Origin of the sequence: Gemmobacter megaterium (assembly GCF_900156815.1) — a bacterium.
GTDB classification, from domain to species: domain Bacteria; phylum Pseudomonadota; class Alphaproteobacteria; order Rhodobacterales; family Rhodobacteraceae; genus Wagnerdoeblera; species Wagnerdoeblera megaterium.
The window spans coordinates 25,831-40,030 of record NZ_FTOT01000016.1 but is presented as its reverse complement, the minus strand read 5'-3'; the positions used below and the strand labels follow the sequence as shown (position 1 = coordinate 40,030).

Below are 14,200 nucleotides of genomic sequence, written 5' to 3'. Positions count from 1 at the left end.
TAATGAATACGGATCAGGGATCCCAGTTCACCTCTTTCGCCTGGACAGATCGGCTCCGCCGATCAGGCGTGCGGATCTCGATGGATGGAAAAGGCCGTTTCCTCGACAACATCTTCATCGAGAGACTGTGGCGCACCCTGAAATACGAGTGCGTCTACCTGCATGCCTGGGAGACCGGATCGGAGACGAAAGCGGCCATCCGGAAATGGATGACCTTCTACAACCACCAGCGCCCTCACTCGGCCCTCGGCGGCAAGCCACCGGCGCTGGTCTATTGGCAGAGAAATGACATCAACCAACCCGATCAGCAGGCGCAACGAGTAGCTTAATTTACGCCAGATCCTGTCCAAGAGATGGGGAGTAGCTCAGCAGCCAGTAGAGGCCGACCAGATGGCCGACCGCCGCGCCGGTCCAGGGACCGGCGGCCAGGCCCATGCCCCGCACCCGCACCATGGTGCGCGACGGGTCGAGGACCGTCAGGAAATACTGGCTGGCGGTGGTCTCGGCGACGCGGGTCCAGCTGACCTCGGGATCATCGAGATCGCCGCCCTCGGCCATCTCGATCTGATAGAGATCCGCGCCGGGCGCAGGTTGCCAGGACAGCACGGCGCGGTTGGCATCGTCGGGCATCAGGCGGGCCAGCAGCCCCCGGACCATGGGCAGGGTCGGGCGGCGGGGCAAGGCCGAATAGCGGACCGGCGGGGCCACCGCCCCGGCCTCGGCCGTGTGGACGGAGGGGTCTTCGACCACGGCCTCGATGGCGACACTATATAGTCCCCGCGGCCGGATCCCGGCCACCCTGGCCTCGGCCCGCCACATCCGATGTCTCGCGCTGGATCGCTTCAACCCGCGCGCCGCCATGGTTGTTGTGGATGACCACCGAAGGGCGGAGGGGCCGCAGGCGGGGCCTAGACGCCCCGATAATCGTGCGCCGGTTTTCCTTGCAGTTTCGCCCGCAGATCGGGGGCGAGATCTTCCGCCTCCCATGCGCCGATGATGATGCCGTGGCGGCGCGACTTGCCGCGCATGGTCACGATGGTCTCGTCGGAAATCGTCGTGCGTTGCGCCGGGCGGCGGGCCCAGTCGGCAAGCCGTCGTTCCAGCCGCGCGATCACCTCGGCATGGCGGGGCAGGGCGCCAAGGTCGGTCAACTCGTCCGGGTCGGTGTCCAGATCGAACAGCATGGGGCGGAAACCGCCTTCGGCATGGATCAGCTTCCACCGGCCGTCGAACACCATGAACAAACGCGCCTCGCGCGGGGACAGGCCAAGGTTTCCGGCGATGGCCATGCCGGAATAGTCGTATTCGCTGAACACAGCATCGCGCCAGTCGGGCGTTTGCCCATGCAGCCAGGGAACCAGCGAACGCCCCTCCAGAACATGCGTTGCAGGTGTGCCGCCCATCGCCTCGACAAAGGTGGGGGCGAGGTCGATCGCCTCGACCAGCGCATCGCAGACGGTGCCGCGGGTGCCGTCCGCCTGTGCCCGCGGGTCATAGATGATCAGCGGAATACGGACAGAGGGGTCATGGAACAAATCCTTTTCCCCCATCCAGTGATCGCCCAGATAATCGCCATGGTCCGAGGTCAGCACGATCATCGTGCTGTCCATCTGGCCGGTCGTTTCCAGATGGTCCAGCAGGCGGCCGAACTGGTCATCGCATTGCGCGATCAGCCCCATATAGGCGGGGATCACGGTTTCGCGCACGCCATCCTTGGAAAACGCTTGCCCCGGCTGATTGTTCATGAAGGCGTCGAACACCGGATGTGCGCCGACCCGTTCGGCATCAGAGCGCACCACGGGCACCACATCGGCCGCAGAATACAGCGTGTTGTAAGGCGCCGGCACGATATAGGGCCAGTGCGGCTTGATATAGGACAGATGGCACAGCCAGGGCGCCTTGCCGCTCTGGTCTGCCAGAAAGTCCAGCGCCTGCGAGGTCAGCCAGGGTGTCTCGCTGTCATCCTCGCGGATGTTGGCGGGCAGCAGGGAATTGGACAGCAACCACCCCGAGGCGATGTCGCCCTGTTCGTCCACGCCCGAATTGGCATGGACGTGCCAGGAATTCTCGGCTGGATAGCCCTTGGATTTCAGCCATTCGTTGTAGGGCGAACGTTTGGTGTCGTAGAACCCTTCGGGCCCTTCGGCGACCAGCCCGTCCTCGCGCACCCAGACATCGAACCCGCAATCGGCCACGCGGGCGCCGATCACGCTGTCGGGGGCCAGGCCCAGGCGGGCCATGCCTGCGGCATCGGCCTTCATATGGGTCTTGCCGATCAGCCAACTGTCCACCCCAAGCGGGCGCAGATGGTCGCCCAGCGTCATTTCCCCCACCTTGAGCGGAAAGTTGTTCCAGGCCGCGCCATGCGAATGCACATAGCGCCCGGTGTAAAAGCTCATGCGGCTGGCACCGCAGATCGGCGATTGCACATAGACATGGCTGAACCGCACCCCCATCGCCGCCAGACGGTCGAAGTTGGGGGTGCGCATCGTGGGATGGCCTGCGCAGGACAGATAATCGTGGCGCAACTGGTCATACATCACGAACAGGATGTTGCGGATCTGGCCCATCGGCTCCTCCTCCTCGGGGTCTTGTCTCAGCGGGCCATCAGGCCGGGCAGGAATGTGGCGGTTTGCGGCACCAGAAGCACGATGATCAGCGCCGCCAGCATCGCCAGCACAAAGGGCCAGACCCCGCGGAACACGGTCCAGATGTTCACATCGGGCACTGCGGATTTGACGACAAAGACGTTGATCCCGATGGGCGGCGTAATCAGGCCCAGTTCCACCGCAATCACCGCGACGATGCCGAACCACACCATATCCACCCCCATGGGTTTGAGGATGGCGGCAAAGATCGGCACGGTCAGGATCAGCATGGCCAGACTGTCGAACACGCATCCCATGATCAGATAGACCACGCAGATCGCCACCACCACGCCCAGCGGCGGGGCATTCAGGCCCACCAGCCAGTCGGAAATCGCCCGCGTGAACCCGGCAAGGTTGACGAAGTTGGAAAAGATCACCGCGCCAAAGGCGACGACAAAGATCATGCCGGTCGTGATGCCGGTTTCCACCAGGCTTTCACGCAGTTCGGTCCAGCCCAGTTTTCCGCGCGCCCAGGCGAACAGGGCGGCGGCCGCCACGCCGATGCCCGCCGCCTCGGTCGGGGTGAAGATACCGGCATAGATACCGCCGATGATGACAACAAAAATCACCACCACGCCCCAGACCCGCGCCACCAGCCCCCAGCGTTCGCCCCATGGCACCCGCGCCCCGCGCGGGCCAGCCTCGGGGTTCAGTGCCGTCATCACGGCGATCGTGCCGAAGAACAGCACGATCAGCAAAAGGCCCGGCAGAACACCGGCGATGAACAGTTTGGCAATGTCGGTTTCCGACAGCAGCCCATAGATCACCATGGGCACCGAGGGCGGGATCATGATGCCCAGGGTGCCCCCGGCGGCAATCGCGCCGGTGGACAGGCTGTCGGCATAGCCGAAGCGGCGCATCGAGGGCATGGCGACCCGGCAAATGGTGGCGGCGGTGGCGATGGAGGATCCGCAGACGGCGCCAAACCCGCCACAGGCCGCGATGGTGCCCATGGCCAGCCCGCCGCGCCGGTGGCCGACAAAGGCATTCGCGGCATCATAGAGTTCCTGCGCCAACTGGCTGCGGTGGATGAACGCCCCCATCAGCACGAACAGCGGGATCACGGTCAGCCCATAGTTCGTGACCTGATCGTACATCTGCTGTCCGGCCATCACCAGCGCGCCATTCACCGCGCGGGCGTTCAGCGCCAACCCGGCGTCGCCCCAGGTCATCAGCGCCTGGCCCACCATGTCGGCGCGCACGATGGCAAAGCCGACCAGCCCGACCAGGATCAGCGCAAAGCCCAGCGGGACACCAAAGAAAATCAGCCCCAGCAGGACCGCAAAGCCGACAAGCGAGATGGTCATTCCAGCGATCCTTTCGCGGCATGGGCCTCGCGGTCCAGTCCCATCAATGCCCGCAGCGTCAGCATGACCGAAACGGCGCAGGCCAGCCACGCCAGCACCGACATGGCGCGCGCCACCGGCCAGAGCGGCAGTTGCAGCGACCCCGACGCAGCCTTGGACCGCGCAAGGATGTCGGCCTGCACCCCCATGCGCCAGGCGATGAAGGCCAAGGCGCCCACCGTGATCAACAGGATGACGATGCGGTGGATGCGGCGGGCCTGTCCCGACAGGCGCTCGGTCAGCAACCCAACCGTCAGATGCCCTTCGGCACGGGTTGCCAGGGGCAGGGCGGCAAAGACCGTCAGGCCCATCAGCATTTCCGAAATTTCATAACCGCCGCGCAGCGGGGCGTTCAGAAAGTAGCGCCCCGCCACATCCACCACGGTCAGGCCGGTCATGACGATCAGGCACAGGCTGATGATCGCCTCCAGGCCCCGCTCCAGCCAGCGCCAGATCGCCTGCATCGCCCTAGTTCCCGTCCGCGATGGCTTTTTGCTGCTCCAGATAGAACTCCAGCGCGGCGGCGCCGTCGATCCCCATGGGCTCTACCGCCTTGAACCACGCCGCGCGCACCGGCTCGAACGCCTGTTCCAGCTCGGCCACGAATGCCTCCGAAGCCGGAACGATCGGCACGCCGTTGTCGATGGCGCGCTGACGGGCGGCTGCCTCTGCCGGATCGCCAAAGCTGCCATAGCGGGCCAGCTTTTCCCCCGACACTTCACGGATGCGGGCCTGATCCTCGGGGCTGATCTCGGCCATCACATCGCTGCGGATGAAGACGGCAAAGGCCGGGGCGAACAGATGGCCCGGCACTTCAGTCGCTGCACCGACATATTGGGTGACGTTGAACACTTCGAGCGATTCGAAGTTGATGCAGCAAAAGGCATCGACGACGCCGCCGGAAATCACCTCGTACATCCGCACGGCGGGGCCGGGCGACACCACCGCCCCCGTGGCCGCCAGCGTGTCCGAGGCCAGGCCGGGCAGCGACCACATCTTGACGCCCTTCAGGTCGGACAGGCTCTGGAACGGGTCTTTCTTCATGTTCAGAAAGCTGCCGGGCGGCGTGGTCACCAGCCCCAGAAGCTCTACATCCCGCAGATCGTTCTTGCCCTTGAAATGCGTCTCCCAGGTCCGCCACAGGGCGACAGAGGTTTCTTCGTTGCCGAAATAGGTCATCGGCAGCAGCGACAACTGCAATTCGGGGTGTTGTTCGCGCAGGAAACCCACCATCTGGAACGCCCCGTCCGCGACGCCCTGTTGCACCGAGTTCAGAATTTCCGGCGGCGGCGCCAGCGACGAGGCCGGAACGGTGAACTTGACCCGGCCCTCTGTCACCCGCTCGATATCGGCGATCCAGGGTTTCATCACGTCCAGCCACAACTTGTCGTTGGGCGACAGGAAGTTGTTGAATACGATTGTCGTGTCGGCCGCCGCTGGCTGTGCCGCCAGCATCAGGGCAGAAAGGAGCCCAGCCTTGAAAATCTTCATCGCGCTTCTCCGTGTTGGGTGCCTCCGGTTGATCCGGGGGCTTGATCTTTCTTTTCATAACAGGTTAAACAATAACATGTTCATCAGTCAAGTGGATCATGGGATCCATATCGCGGTGAAAGGGGGGCGGGCATGACAGATCGACCAGGCCTGACTGGCCAGCCTGCCGACGCAGGGCCGGATGCCCCGATCGTGGCCTTGCGCGGGTTCGAATCCTCGTTGCCCATCGCCTTGCTGCGGGCCCGCGCGGCGACGGCCAACAAGTTCAAGCGGCACACCGACGCGCTGGGTCTGACCCAGCCGCAATGGCGGGTGGTGCGTGCCCTGGCGCCGGGGGTGCCGCTGGACGTGCGCACGCTGGCCGAACGCTGCGCGCTGTTGCAGCCTTCGGTGTCGCGCCTGTTGAAAAGCCTGGAGGATCGCGGCCTGATCCAGACCCTTCCGGGCCAGGATGCCCGCCGTCGCCTGCTGACGCTGACTGACCGGGGGCGTTCGGTGTTCAACCGGGCGGCCGTGATCTCCGAAGCGGTCTACCGTGACATCGAGGCCGCCTATGGCCGCGAAGAGCTGGAGCGGCTGGTCGCCATGCTGACCCGGCTGCGCGAAGTGGCCGAAGGTTTGCCGGATCTGCCGCGCACCATGCCGCCCCTGCCGCCCTTGCCACCCGATATCTGAGAGGTTCCGATGCGCCAGCCGCCTGACCTGATCCTGACCGATGCCCGGATCCGCACAATGGATCCCGCGCAGCCCGTTGCGCAGGCGCTTGCGGTGACGGGGGGGCGCATCGTGGCGGTGGGCGCGGCGTCGGATGTCGAGGCTTTGGCCGGTCCCGGCACGCGCGTGCACCGTCTGCATGGCAAGGCGGTAATGCCGGGGCTGATCGACAGCCATACCCATGGCCTGTGGGGCGCGTGCCGCGACCTGTCCGAGGTTTTTCCCGGCCTTGGCGCCGCTTTGCAGGCGGTGCTGGACGGTGTGGCGGCCAAGGCGGCAACGATGCCGCACGGGGAGTGGATCATCGGCGGCCCCTGGCGGCCGTTCGACCGCGCCGCCCTTGGCCCGCGCCCGTGCGAGATGCTGGACCGCATCGCCCCGCATCATCCCGTGGTGCTCAAGGATGTGTCGCAGCACAATCTGTGGGTGAACTCTGCCGCCATGCGCCTGGCGGGCATCGCTGCGGCAACCCCCGAAGTGCCGGGCGGCGTGATCGAGCGCGATGCCGACGGGGTGCCCACGGGCATCCTGATCGAAACGGCGGGCAGTCTGGTGCAGCCCTTCATGCAGCCGACGCCTGCACAGCTTGCGCAGGCTGTGGGGCACATGGCGGCCTATTTCCATTCCATGGGCATGACCGGATTCAAGGAGCCCATGGCCTTTGCGCCGGAGCTGAACGCCTATGCCGAGGCGGATCGCGCCGGGCGCCTGCGGTTGCACACCGGCGCGCATCTGACGCGGTTCTCGCCCTTTGCGTCGGACTGGGTGCCGCTGGACGAGATGCAGGCCCTGCGCGCCGCCTATACCTCGCCCAATCTGCACACCGGCTTTGCCAAGCTGTTTCTGGATGGGGTGCCGATTGCCCGCACGGCCGCCTTTTGCGCACCCTATCCGGGGCAGGACGCGGCGGTGCATGACCCGGACGCCATGCTGCTGATCACGCCCGAACGGCTGGCCGAAGAACTGGTGCTGCTGGATGCGGCCGGGTTTACCGTCAAGATGCACGCGGTCGGGGATCGGGCGATCCAGGTGGGGCTGGATGCGATTGCCGCAGCGCGGGCTGCCAACGGGTCCAGCGGTCTGCGCCACGAGATTGCGCATTCCAATTTCATCCGACCCCAGGATATTGCCCGCTTTGCCGCGCTGGATGCGGTGCCCGAAGTATCGCCCAAACTGTGGTATCCGAACCCCGTGACGCCCGGACAGCGGCAGGTGCTGGGCGACGCGCGGGCGGAAAGCTGCCATCCGGTGCGATCGCTGCTCGATGCCGGGGCGGCGGTGATCTATGGATCCGACTGGCCTGCGGCCGCGCCCGATGCCGATCCCTGGACGGGGCTGGCAGGCATGATCAGCCGGACCGATCCGACAGGCGTGCACCCCGGCAGTGTCGGCGCCGATCAGGCGGTGCCGCTGGACCGCGCCTTGCCGGTTTTCACGACCAATGCGGCCCGCGCCTTGCGGCTGGACGGGGTGACGGGCGTGCTGGCGCGCGGGGCCTCTGCCGATCTGATCGTGCTGGACCATCCGCTGGACAGCCTGACCACGGCCGAACTGGGCGCGACCCGTCCGGGCGCCACGCTGTTTGCCGGCGAGGTGGTTTTCGGCGCGCTATAGGCACGGTGCGGCGATTGCGTCTTGCCCTGTCCGCTGCGTGCGGGTTTGGATGCGGGCAGGTCTTCAACGGTTTAAGGCGCATGAGCCACTTCACTCTCGACACGTCACAGTTCCACGCCGCGCGCAGGGTGGCCGAGTTCGAAGATGCCTGCACCCGCATCTGCCATCTGCATGTTGAACCGACCGAGGGGGAGTTCGCCTCCAGCACCTCCATCGCGCTGGTGGGCGGGGCGATCCTTGCGGAAACGACCCATTCGGCCTGTATCACGCGGCGCAGTATGGCGATGGCGGCCCAGACCGGCGACAATATCCTGCTGCATGTGCCTGTCACCGGCGGGTTCACCATTGGCCAGCGCGGCGGGCGGGATCAGGAGATGAAGCCCGGCTTCCTGTATCTGGATCCGACCGAGGTGCCGGGTGTGGCGCGGTTCCACGGACCGCAGGCCAGCGCCTTTTACCTGTCGCTGCCGCGCGCCGTCATCGGTCCTGCCGCGGATCGGCTGGCCCTGCGTGACCAGACGGCGCTGACCCCGCAGTGGCGGATCCTGCTGGCCTATGCCCGTGCGCTTCATGCCGAAGCCGCGCTGATGCCGCCAGAGGACATGGCGCAGTGCATGACACATTTGCAGGATCTTGCGGTGCTGGCGATCGGTGCGGGGCGCGAGGCAGAACAGATCGCGCGCGGGCGGGGCGCGCGCGTTGCCCGCCTGCGTGCGATCCGCGCCGATATCGAGCGGAACCTGACCAGCCCGGAATTGTCGGGCGACTGGATGGCCGCGCGTCATGGCATCTCGGCGCGGTATCTGCGGGCGCTGTTCGCGGACGACGGCACCTCCTTTGCCGATCATGTCACGTTGCGGCGTCTGTTGTGGGTGCACCAGCGGTTGTGCGATCCGGCCAGCGCGGGCCAGCCCATCGGGCGGCTGGCGATGGATGCGGGGTTTGGCGATCTGTCGGCCTTCAACGCCCGGTTCCGCCGCCAGTTCGGCGCGACCCCCAGCGATGTGCGGGCCGCCGCGCTGCGCAGGGCGGCGGGTTCCGGCTAAGCCGCGTTGGATGCCGCCAGACCCAAGACTTGCTGCGCCGCGGTGGTCAGAATGTCGCCGTTTGCAGAACCAGCCTTTGCCGGGCCTTGCCCCGGAACAGGATATTGCGATGGAGCCGGGTCCGGGGCTTTTGTCCCCTCGACGGGCGCGGAACCGGCTCCGGGGCAGAGGGGGGAGCTCTGATGCCCCGGCCTTGGCCTTGCGGTTCCGGTCGGCAGCGGTCGGCCGGAACCGTGGCGGGTCTGCCAGGCAGGCTTGCCGCCAGGGTCCGCGCATGGCCTCGCCCCCTTGCGCAAGGCCCCGGACCGGCGCAAGGATCGGGCATGATCAGACTGTCGGCCAATCTGGGCTTTCTGTTTACCGACCTGCCATTCCCCGAGCGGATCCGCGCGGCTGCGGGCGCCGGGTTCGATGCCGTCGAATTCCATGATCAGGCGCAGACGGGCGATCTGGCGGCGATCCAGGCGGCCTTGTCCGAAACGGGGGTGATGCTGGTTGGCCTGAACACCTTCATGGGGCCGACGATGGGGCGCGCCGCCATATCCCGCGCCGGGTTCCGCGAAGATTTCGCCCGCGCGCTGGACGTGGCGCAGCGGCTGGGGGCGGGCGCGGTGCATGTGGTGGCGGGGCTGGCACAAGGCGCCAAGGCCCGCGAGACCTATCTGGAAAACCTGCATTGGGCGCTGGCACGGACCGACCGGCCCCTGTTGCTGGAACCGATCTGCCCACAGGCCGCGCCGGGCTATCATCTGGCCAGTCTGGAGGCATTCGACGCCGTCCGCGCGCTGCTGCCCGATCCCAGGCTGCGGCTTATGGCGGATTGGTACCATCTTGGCACGCTCTATGGCGCAGCCGACGCGCTGGAGCGGATCCGTCTGGCCGCGCCGCACCTTGGGCATCTGCAACTTGCCCGGCTGCGCGACCGGGGCGATCCCATGCCTGACGAGGTGCCGCAATGGCAGGCGCTGCGGCGCCTGGTGCCGGTGATGGGGCTGGAATACCGGCCTGGCCGCCCGGTATCCGAGGTGGTGGCGGGGCTGCGCGGCTAGAGTTCGTGCGCCCAGGGCGGATCGGCGCCAAGGCGCGAGACGGTGATGGCCGCTGCCGCCGTGGCCAGGTCAAGCGCGGTCTGTACGGTGCCCGGTGCAAGCTGGGCCAGCCCCGGCTTTGTCAGGGCGCCTGCCGCTTGCAACGAGGCCAGCAGCCCGGCGTTGAACGTATCGCCCGCCCCCACGGTATCGGCCACCCGCACGCTGTGCGCAGGGGCGTGCAGCGTGGCCCCGCGCAGGTGCGCACGTGCGCCCCGTGCCCCGTCGGTCACGCAGACCAGCCGGACGCCCGCCTCCAGCAGGGCGGCCACGGCAGCGTCGGGCTCGGGCGCGAGCCAGCCCAGATCCTCGGTCGACAGTTTCACGATATCGGCCCCGCGCAGCATCCGGCTCAGCCGCATCCGATAGTTGGCCGGGTCGCGCAGCAGGCCGGGGCGGATGTTCGGATCCACCATCACCGCGCGGGATGGTGCGGCGCGTGCGAACAGCGCCTCCATCGTGCTGCCGCAGGGTTCGGCGGCCAGCGAGATACCGCCGAAGAACAGCGCCTCGGGCAGGGTGGCGGGCAGGTCGGCGCAGGTCAGCATCCGGCCCGCCGTGCCGGTGTCGGAAAACTCATAGCGGGCCTGCCCATTTTCCAGATGCACAAAGGCCAGGGTGCAGGGCCGATCAACCCGCGGACAGGCGGCGGTGTTGACACCTGCCGCCGCCAGGTGCCCTGCCAGCAGGTCGCCAAGGTCATCGCGCGACAGACCCCAGAAGAATTCCGCCCGCGCCCCCAACCGCCCCAGCGCCAGGGCGGTGTTGAACACCGCCCCGCCGGGCCGGGGCAGAAAGCTGCCGCCGGGGCCGGGCAGCATGTCGATCAGGGCTTCGCCGCAGCAAAGGATCGAGGCATCGGGCATGGGACAGTCCTTTGGGAACGCCCCTGTCTTGCCGGGTTGCGGCGGTGGGGGCAAGGGGCGCGCTGCCCGCCCTTGGCGTGACGGGCAAGTGCGCCCTCTGACGATAGTCCGACCAAAGCGCAGAGGCAGGCGTGCCGGTGCCACGGTTTTCTTGCGCGGGGGCGCTGGCTGTGGCATGGCCGGACGGATTTGAGAACCTGGAGGGCGGAATGACGCGCAAGCTGGCGGCAGGCAACTGGAAGATGCATGGGCTGAAAGCCGATCTGGCAGAGCTGGCGGCGATCTGCGCCGCGCCGCAACCGGGCTGTGATGTGCTGCTGTGTCTGCCCGCGACGCTTGTCCATCGCGGGGTCTGTGCGGCAGAGGGGCGTATCGCCATCGGCGGGCAGGATTGCCATGCCGCGCCGCAAGGTGCCCATACCGGCGATATTTCCGCCGCGATGCTGGTGGATGCCGGGGCAAGCCATGTGATCCTTGGCCATTCCGAGCGCCGCGCGGATCATGCCGAGACCGATGCCATGGTCGCCGAAAAGGCGCGGGCGGCACAGGCGGCCGGTCTGATGGCGATCGTCTGCCTGGGCGAGACCCTGGCCGAGCGGGAGGCCGGGCACACGCTGGCGGTGGTGGGCCGACAACTGGCCGCTTCGGTGCCCGAAGGGGCCGATCCGGCGCGGCTGGTGGTGGCCTACGAGCCGGTCTGGGCCATCGGCAGCGGGCGCACCCCCACCGAGGCGCAGATTGCCGAGGTGCACAGCGCATTGCGCGAGGGCCTTGCCCGGCGCTTTGGCACCGGCGCCGCAGAGCAGGTGCCGCTGCTCTATGGCGGATCGGTGAAACCCGCCAATGCGGCGGCCATCTTTGCGCTGCCGCATGTGGACGGGGCCCTGGTGGGAGGGGCCTCGTTGAAGGCGGCGGATTTTCTGGCGATCGTCGCCGCGCTTGGGGCGGCCTGAGCAGGCGTTGACCTTGCCGGGGCAAACGCCTAGCCATTGGGCATTCATCCGCAGGAGATCGCCATGAGCCTTGCCCAGGGCCGCCAGATACTCGCCATTCCCGGCCCCTCTGTCATGCCTGACCGCGTGTTGAACGCGATGCATCGGGCGGCGCCCAACATCTACGCCGGGGCGCTGGTCGACATGATGCCCGGCCTGCGCGCCGATCTTCAGGCGGTGGCCCGGACCGCGCAGAATGTGGCGATCTATATCGCCAATGGTCATGGCGCCTGGGAGGCGGCAAACGTCAACATGTTCCGCCGTGGCGACAAGGCGCTGTCGCTGGTGACGGGGCGGTTCGGCGAAGGTTGGGCCCAGCAGGCGCGGGATCTGGGGGTCGAGGTCGAGATGATCGACTTTGGCCGCAGCGCGCCCGTCGATGCCAACCGGGTCGAGGCGGCCCTGCGCGCCGACACCCAAGGCCGGATTCGCACCGTGCTGCTGACCCATGTCGATACGGCAAGTTCTGTGCTGAACGATGTGGCCGCGGTGCGCGCGGCGCTGGATGCGGTCGGGCATCCGGCCTTGCTCGCCGTGGATTGCATTGCCTCGATGGGCTGCGATCGCTTTGAATTCGACGCCTGGGGTGTCGATGTTGCGGTGTCGGCCAGTCAAAAGGGGTTGATGGTTCCGCCGGGCCTGGGCTTTGTCTGGGTGTCGGATCGGGCGCTGGAACTGTGCCGCGAGTCTGATTTGCGGACGCCCTATTGGGATTGGACGGTTCGCGCGCGCGCGACCGAATTCTGGATGAACTTTGGCGGAACCGCGCCGACCCATCATCTGTATGGTCTGCGCGAGGCGCTGACGATGATCGTGCATGAAGAGGGGCTGGAGCATGTCTGGGCCCGGCACGACACCTTGGCCCGCGCCGTCTGGGCCGCGTTCGAGGCCTGGGGGGATGGGGCCAGCAACATTGCGCTGAACATCGCCGACCCGGCCGCGCGGGCGCGGGCCGTGACCGGCGCCCGGATTGCGGCGCCCGACGCCACCCGCCTGCGCCAGTGGTGCGAGACCGAGGCCGGGGTGACGCTGGGCATCGGTCTGGGCATGGCGCCCCCCGATGATCCGCGCTGGCACGGCTATTTGCGGGTCGGGCACATGGGCCATGTGAATGCCCATATGGTGCTGGGTACCCTGGCGGTGATGGAGGCGGGGTTGCAGGCGCTGGGCATTGCCCATGGTTCGGGCGGCGTGGCAGCGGCAGCCCGTGTCGTTGCAGGGGGCTGAGCGGTGACGCCCGGCGCGCGGGTGGCCGCTGCCATCGCCGTACTGGACCGGATTGTCGCGGGCGAGGCGGCGGAAAAGGCGCTGGTCAACTGGGCACGGTCCAGCCGGTTTGCCGGATCCGCCGATCGCGCGGCGGTGCGGGACCATGTGTTCGATGCGCTGCGCCGGATGCGGTCGGCGGCGGCCCTTGGCGGGGCTGGCACGGGCCGGGGCCTGATGCTGGGCGTGCTGCGGGGGCAGGGGGTCGATCCCTCGACGCTGTTCACCGGCGAGGGTCATGCGCCAGCGCCCGTCGCCTCCGATGAGCGCCCGCGTCCGATGACCGATCTGGAGGCGCTGGATTGCCCGGACTGGCTGGCGCCGCAGATGCGCGAGTCGCTGGGCGGGAATTTTGCGGCGGTCATGCAGGCGATGCAGGCGCGGGCGCCGGTTTTCCTGCGGGTGAACCTGCGCAAGGCCACAGTGCCACAGGCGCAGACGGTCTTGCGGGCCGAAGGCATCGAGACGCATCCCCATCCCTTGGCCACACCTGCGCTGGAGGTTGTGGCAGGTGCGCGCCGGATTGCCGGTTCTGCGGCCTATCGGGAGGGGCTGGTCGAATTGCAGGATGCAGCCTCGCAGGCGGTGGTGCAGGCACTGCCGCTGGCAGACGGGATGCGGGTGCTGGATTATTGCGCCGGTGGCGGGGGCAAATCGCTGGCCATGGCCGCATTGGCGCGGCTGGATCTGTCCGCCCATGACGTCGATCCGCGCCGCATGGTCGATCTGCCGGCGCGTGCGGCCCGCGCCGGGGTGCCTGTGCGGACAGTGCAGACCGCCGCGCTTGCGGCTGGCCATGATCTGGTTCTGGCCGATGCGCCCTGTTCGGGGTCCGGCGCCTGGCGCAGGTCGCCCGAGGCGCGCTGGCGCCTGGATGCCGCCCGCCTTTCCGCGCTTGTCGCCACCCAGGCTGCGGTTCTTGACGCTGCCGCCGCACAGGTCGCGCCGGGGGGCTGGCTGGCCTATGCGACATGCTCGGTCCTGGAGTGTGAGAATGGCGCCGCCGTCGCCGCGTTTCTGGCGCGCAGCCCGCGGTTCCGGATGCAGCGCGACATGCGCCTGACCCCGCTGGATGGGGGGGACGGGTTCTATCTGGCGTTGCTCCGGGGGTAGCGCCGGGGCAGACTTT

At 67.6% G+C, this 14,200-nt stretch carries 14 protein-coding genes; 8 read left to right on the top strand and 6 right to left on the bottom strand.

Annotated features, from left to right (window positions below; translation table 11 throughout):
- Window positions 1–329 (top strand): integrase core domain-containing protein (locus tag BW970_RS19070; RefSeq protein ID WP_144039026.1); only part of this gene is annotated, 329 nt, incomplete at its 5' end.
- Between the two features lies 1 nt (window position 330).
- On the opposite strand, the gene BW970_RS19065 is transcribed toward BW970_RS19070, so the two are convergent.
- The 5 genes from BW970_RS19065 to dctP form a co-directional block, all read right to left on the bottom strand.
- Window positions 331–819, bottom strand: coding sequence for a hypothetical protein (locus tag BW970_RS19065; RefSeq protein ID WP_076534354.1), 489 nt, complete (start codon window positions 817–819; stop codon window positions 331–333).
- A gap of 89 nt (window positions 820–908) precedes the next feature.
- Window positions 909–2,570: a sulfatase-like hydrolase/transferase gene (locus BW970_RS19060; RefSeq protein WP_076534352.1), complete on the bottom strand. Its 1,662-nt coding sequence runs from the start codon at window positions 2,568–2,570 to the stop codon at window positions 909–911.
- Window positions 2,571–2,596: 26 nt separating this feature from the next.
- Window positions 2,597–3,955 (bottom strand): TRAP transporter large permease, encoded by a 1,359-nt coding sequence (locus BW970_RS19055; RefSeq protein ID WP_076534350.1) that lies wholly within the window; start codon window positions 3,953–3,955, stop codon window positions 2,597–2,599.
- Window positions 3,952–4,458: a TRAP transporter small permease gene (locus tag BW970_RS19050; protein WP_076534348.1), complete on the bottom strand. Its 507-nt coding sequence runs from the start codon at window positions 4,456–4,458 to the stop codon at window positions 3,952–3,954. Before BW970_RS19050 ends, BW970_RS19055 begins: the two co-directional genes overlap by 4 nt.
- Window positions 4,459–4,462: 4 nt before the next feature.
- Window positions 4,463–5,485 carry a TRAP transporter substrate-binding protein DctP gene (gene dctP, locus BW970_RS19045; protein WP_076534346.1) on the bottom strand — a complete coding sequence of 341 codons (1,023 nt, stop codon included), beginning with the start codon at window positions 5,483–5,485 and terminating at the stop codon, window positions 4,463–4,465.
- 132 nt (window positions 5,486–5,617) lie between these two features.
- Here dctP and BW970_RS19040 point away from each other — a divergent pair, with 132 nt between their 5' ends.
- The 4 genes from BW970_RS19040 to BW970_RS19025 all read left to right on the top strand — a co-directional run bounded on the left by BW970_RS19040 (window position 5,618) and on the right by BW970_RS19025 (window position 9,908).
- The gene (locus BW970_RS19040; protein ID WP_076534344.1) at window positions 5,618–6,160 is read left to right on the top strand and encodes a MarR family winged helix-turn-helix transcriptional regulator; all 543 of its coding nucleotides are present in this window, start codon (window positions 5,618–5,620) and stop codon (window positions 6,158–6,160) included.
- Between the two features lie 9 nt (window positions 6,161–6,169).
- Entirely contained in the window at window positions 6,170–7,813 is a 1,644-nt protein-coding gene (locus tag BW970_RS19035) for an amidohydrolase (RefSeq protein WP_076534342.1), read from the top strand.
- An 80-nt stretch (window positions 7,814–7,893) separates the two neighbouring features.
- A complete protein-coding gene (locus BW970_RS19030; protein WP_076534340.1) occupies window positions 7,894–8,859 on the top strand; it encodes a helix-turn-helix transcriptional regulator in 966 nt (321 codons plus the stop codon).
- Between the two features lie 323 nt (window positions 8,860–9,182).
- Complete coding sequence (locus BW970_RS19025) at window positions 9,183–9,908, top strand: TIM barrel protein (protein ID WP_159441479.1); 726 nt, start codon at window positions 9,183–9,185, stop codon at window positions 9,906–9,908.
- On the opposite strand, the gene BW970_RS19020 is transcribed toward BW970_RS19025, so the two are convergent.
- Entirely contained in the window at window positions 9,905–10,813 is a 909-nt protein-coding gene (locus BW970_RS19020) for a carbohydrate kinase family protein (protein ID WP_076534338.1), read from the bottom strand. The genes BW970_RS19025 and BW970_RS19020 overlap by 4 nt on opposite strands.
- Window positions 10,814–11,022: 209 nt before the next feature.
- Between BW970_RS19020 and tpiA the strand changes: the two genes are divergently transcribed.
- The 3 genes from tpiA (at window position 11,023) to BW970_RS19005 (ending at window position 14,184) form a co-directional block, all read left to right on the top strand.
- Window positions 11,023–11,766: a triose-phosphate isomerase gene (tpiA, locus tag BW970_RS19015; protein WP_076534337.1), complete on the top strand. Its 744-nt coding sequence runs from the start codon at window positions 11,023–11,025 to the stop codon at window positions 11,764–11,766.
- A gap of 63 nt (window positions 11,767–11,829) precedes the next feature.
- The gene (locus BW970_RS19010; RefSeq protein ID WP_076534335.1) at window positions 11,830–13,032 is read left to right on the top strand and encodes a pyridoxal-phosphate-dependent aminotransferase family protein; all 1,203 of its coding nucleotides are present in this window, start codon (window positions 11,830–11,832) and stop codon (window positions 13,030–13,032) included.
- A gap of 3 nt (window positions 13,033–13,035) precedes the next feature.
- On the top strand, window positions 13,036–14,184 hold the full coding sequence (locus tag BW970_RS19005; protein WP_076534334.1) for an RsmB/NOP family class I SAM-dependent RNA methyltransferase: 1,149 nt from the start codon (window positions 13,036–13,038) through the stop codon (window positions 14,182–14,184).
- Window positions 14,185–14,200: the final 16 nt, after the last annotated feature.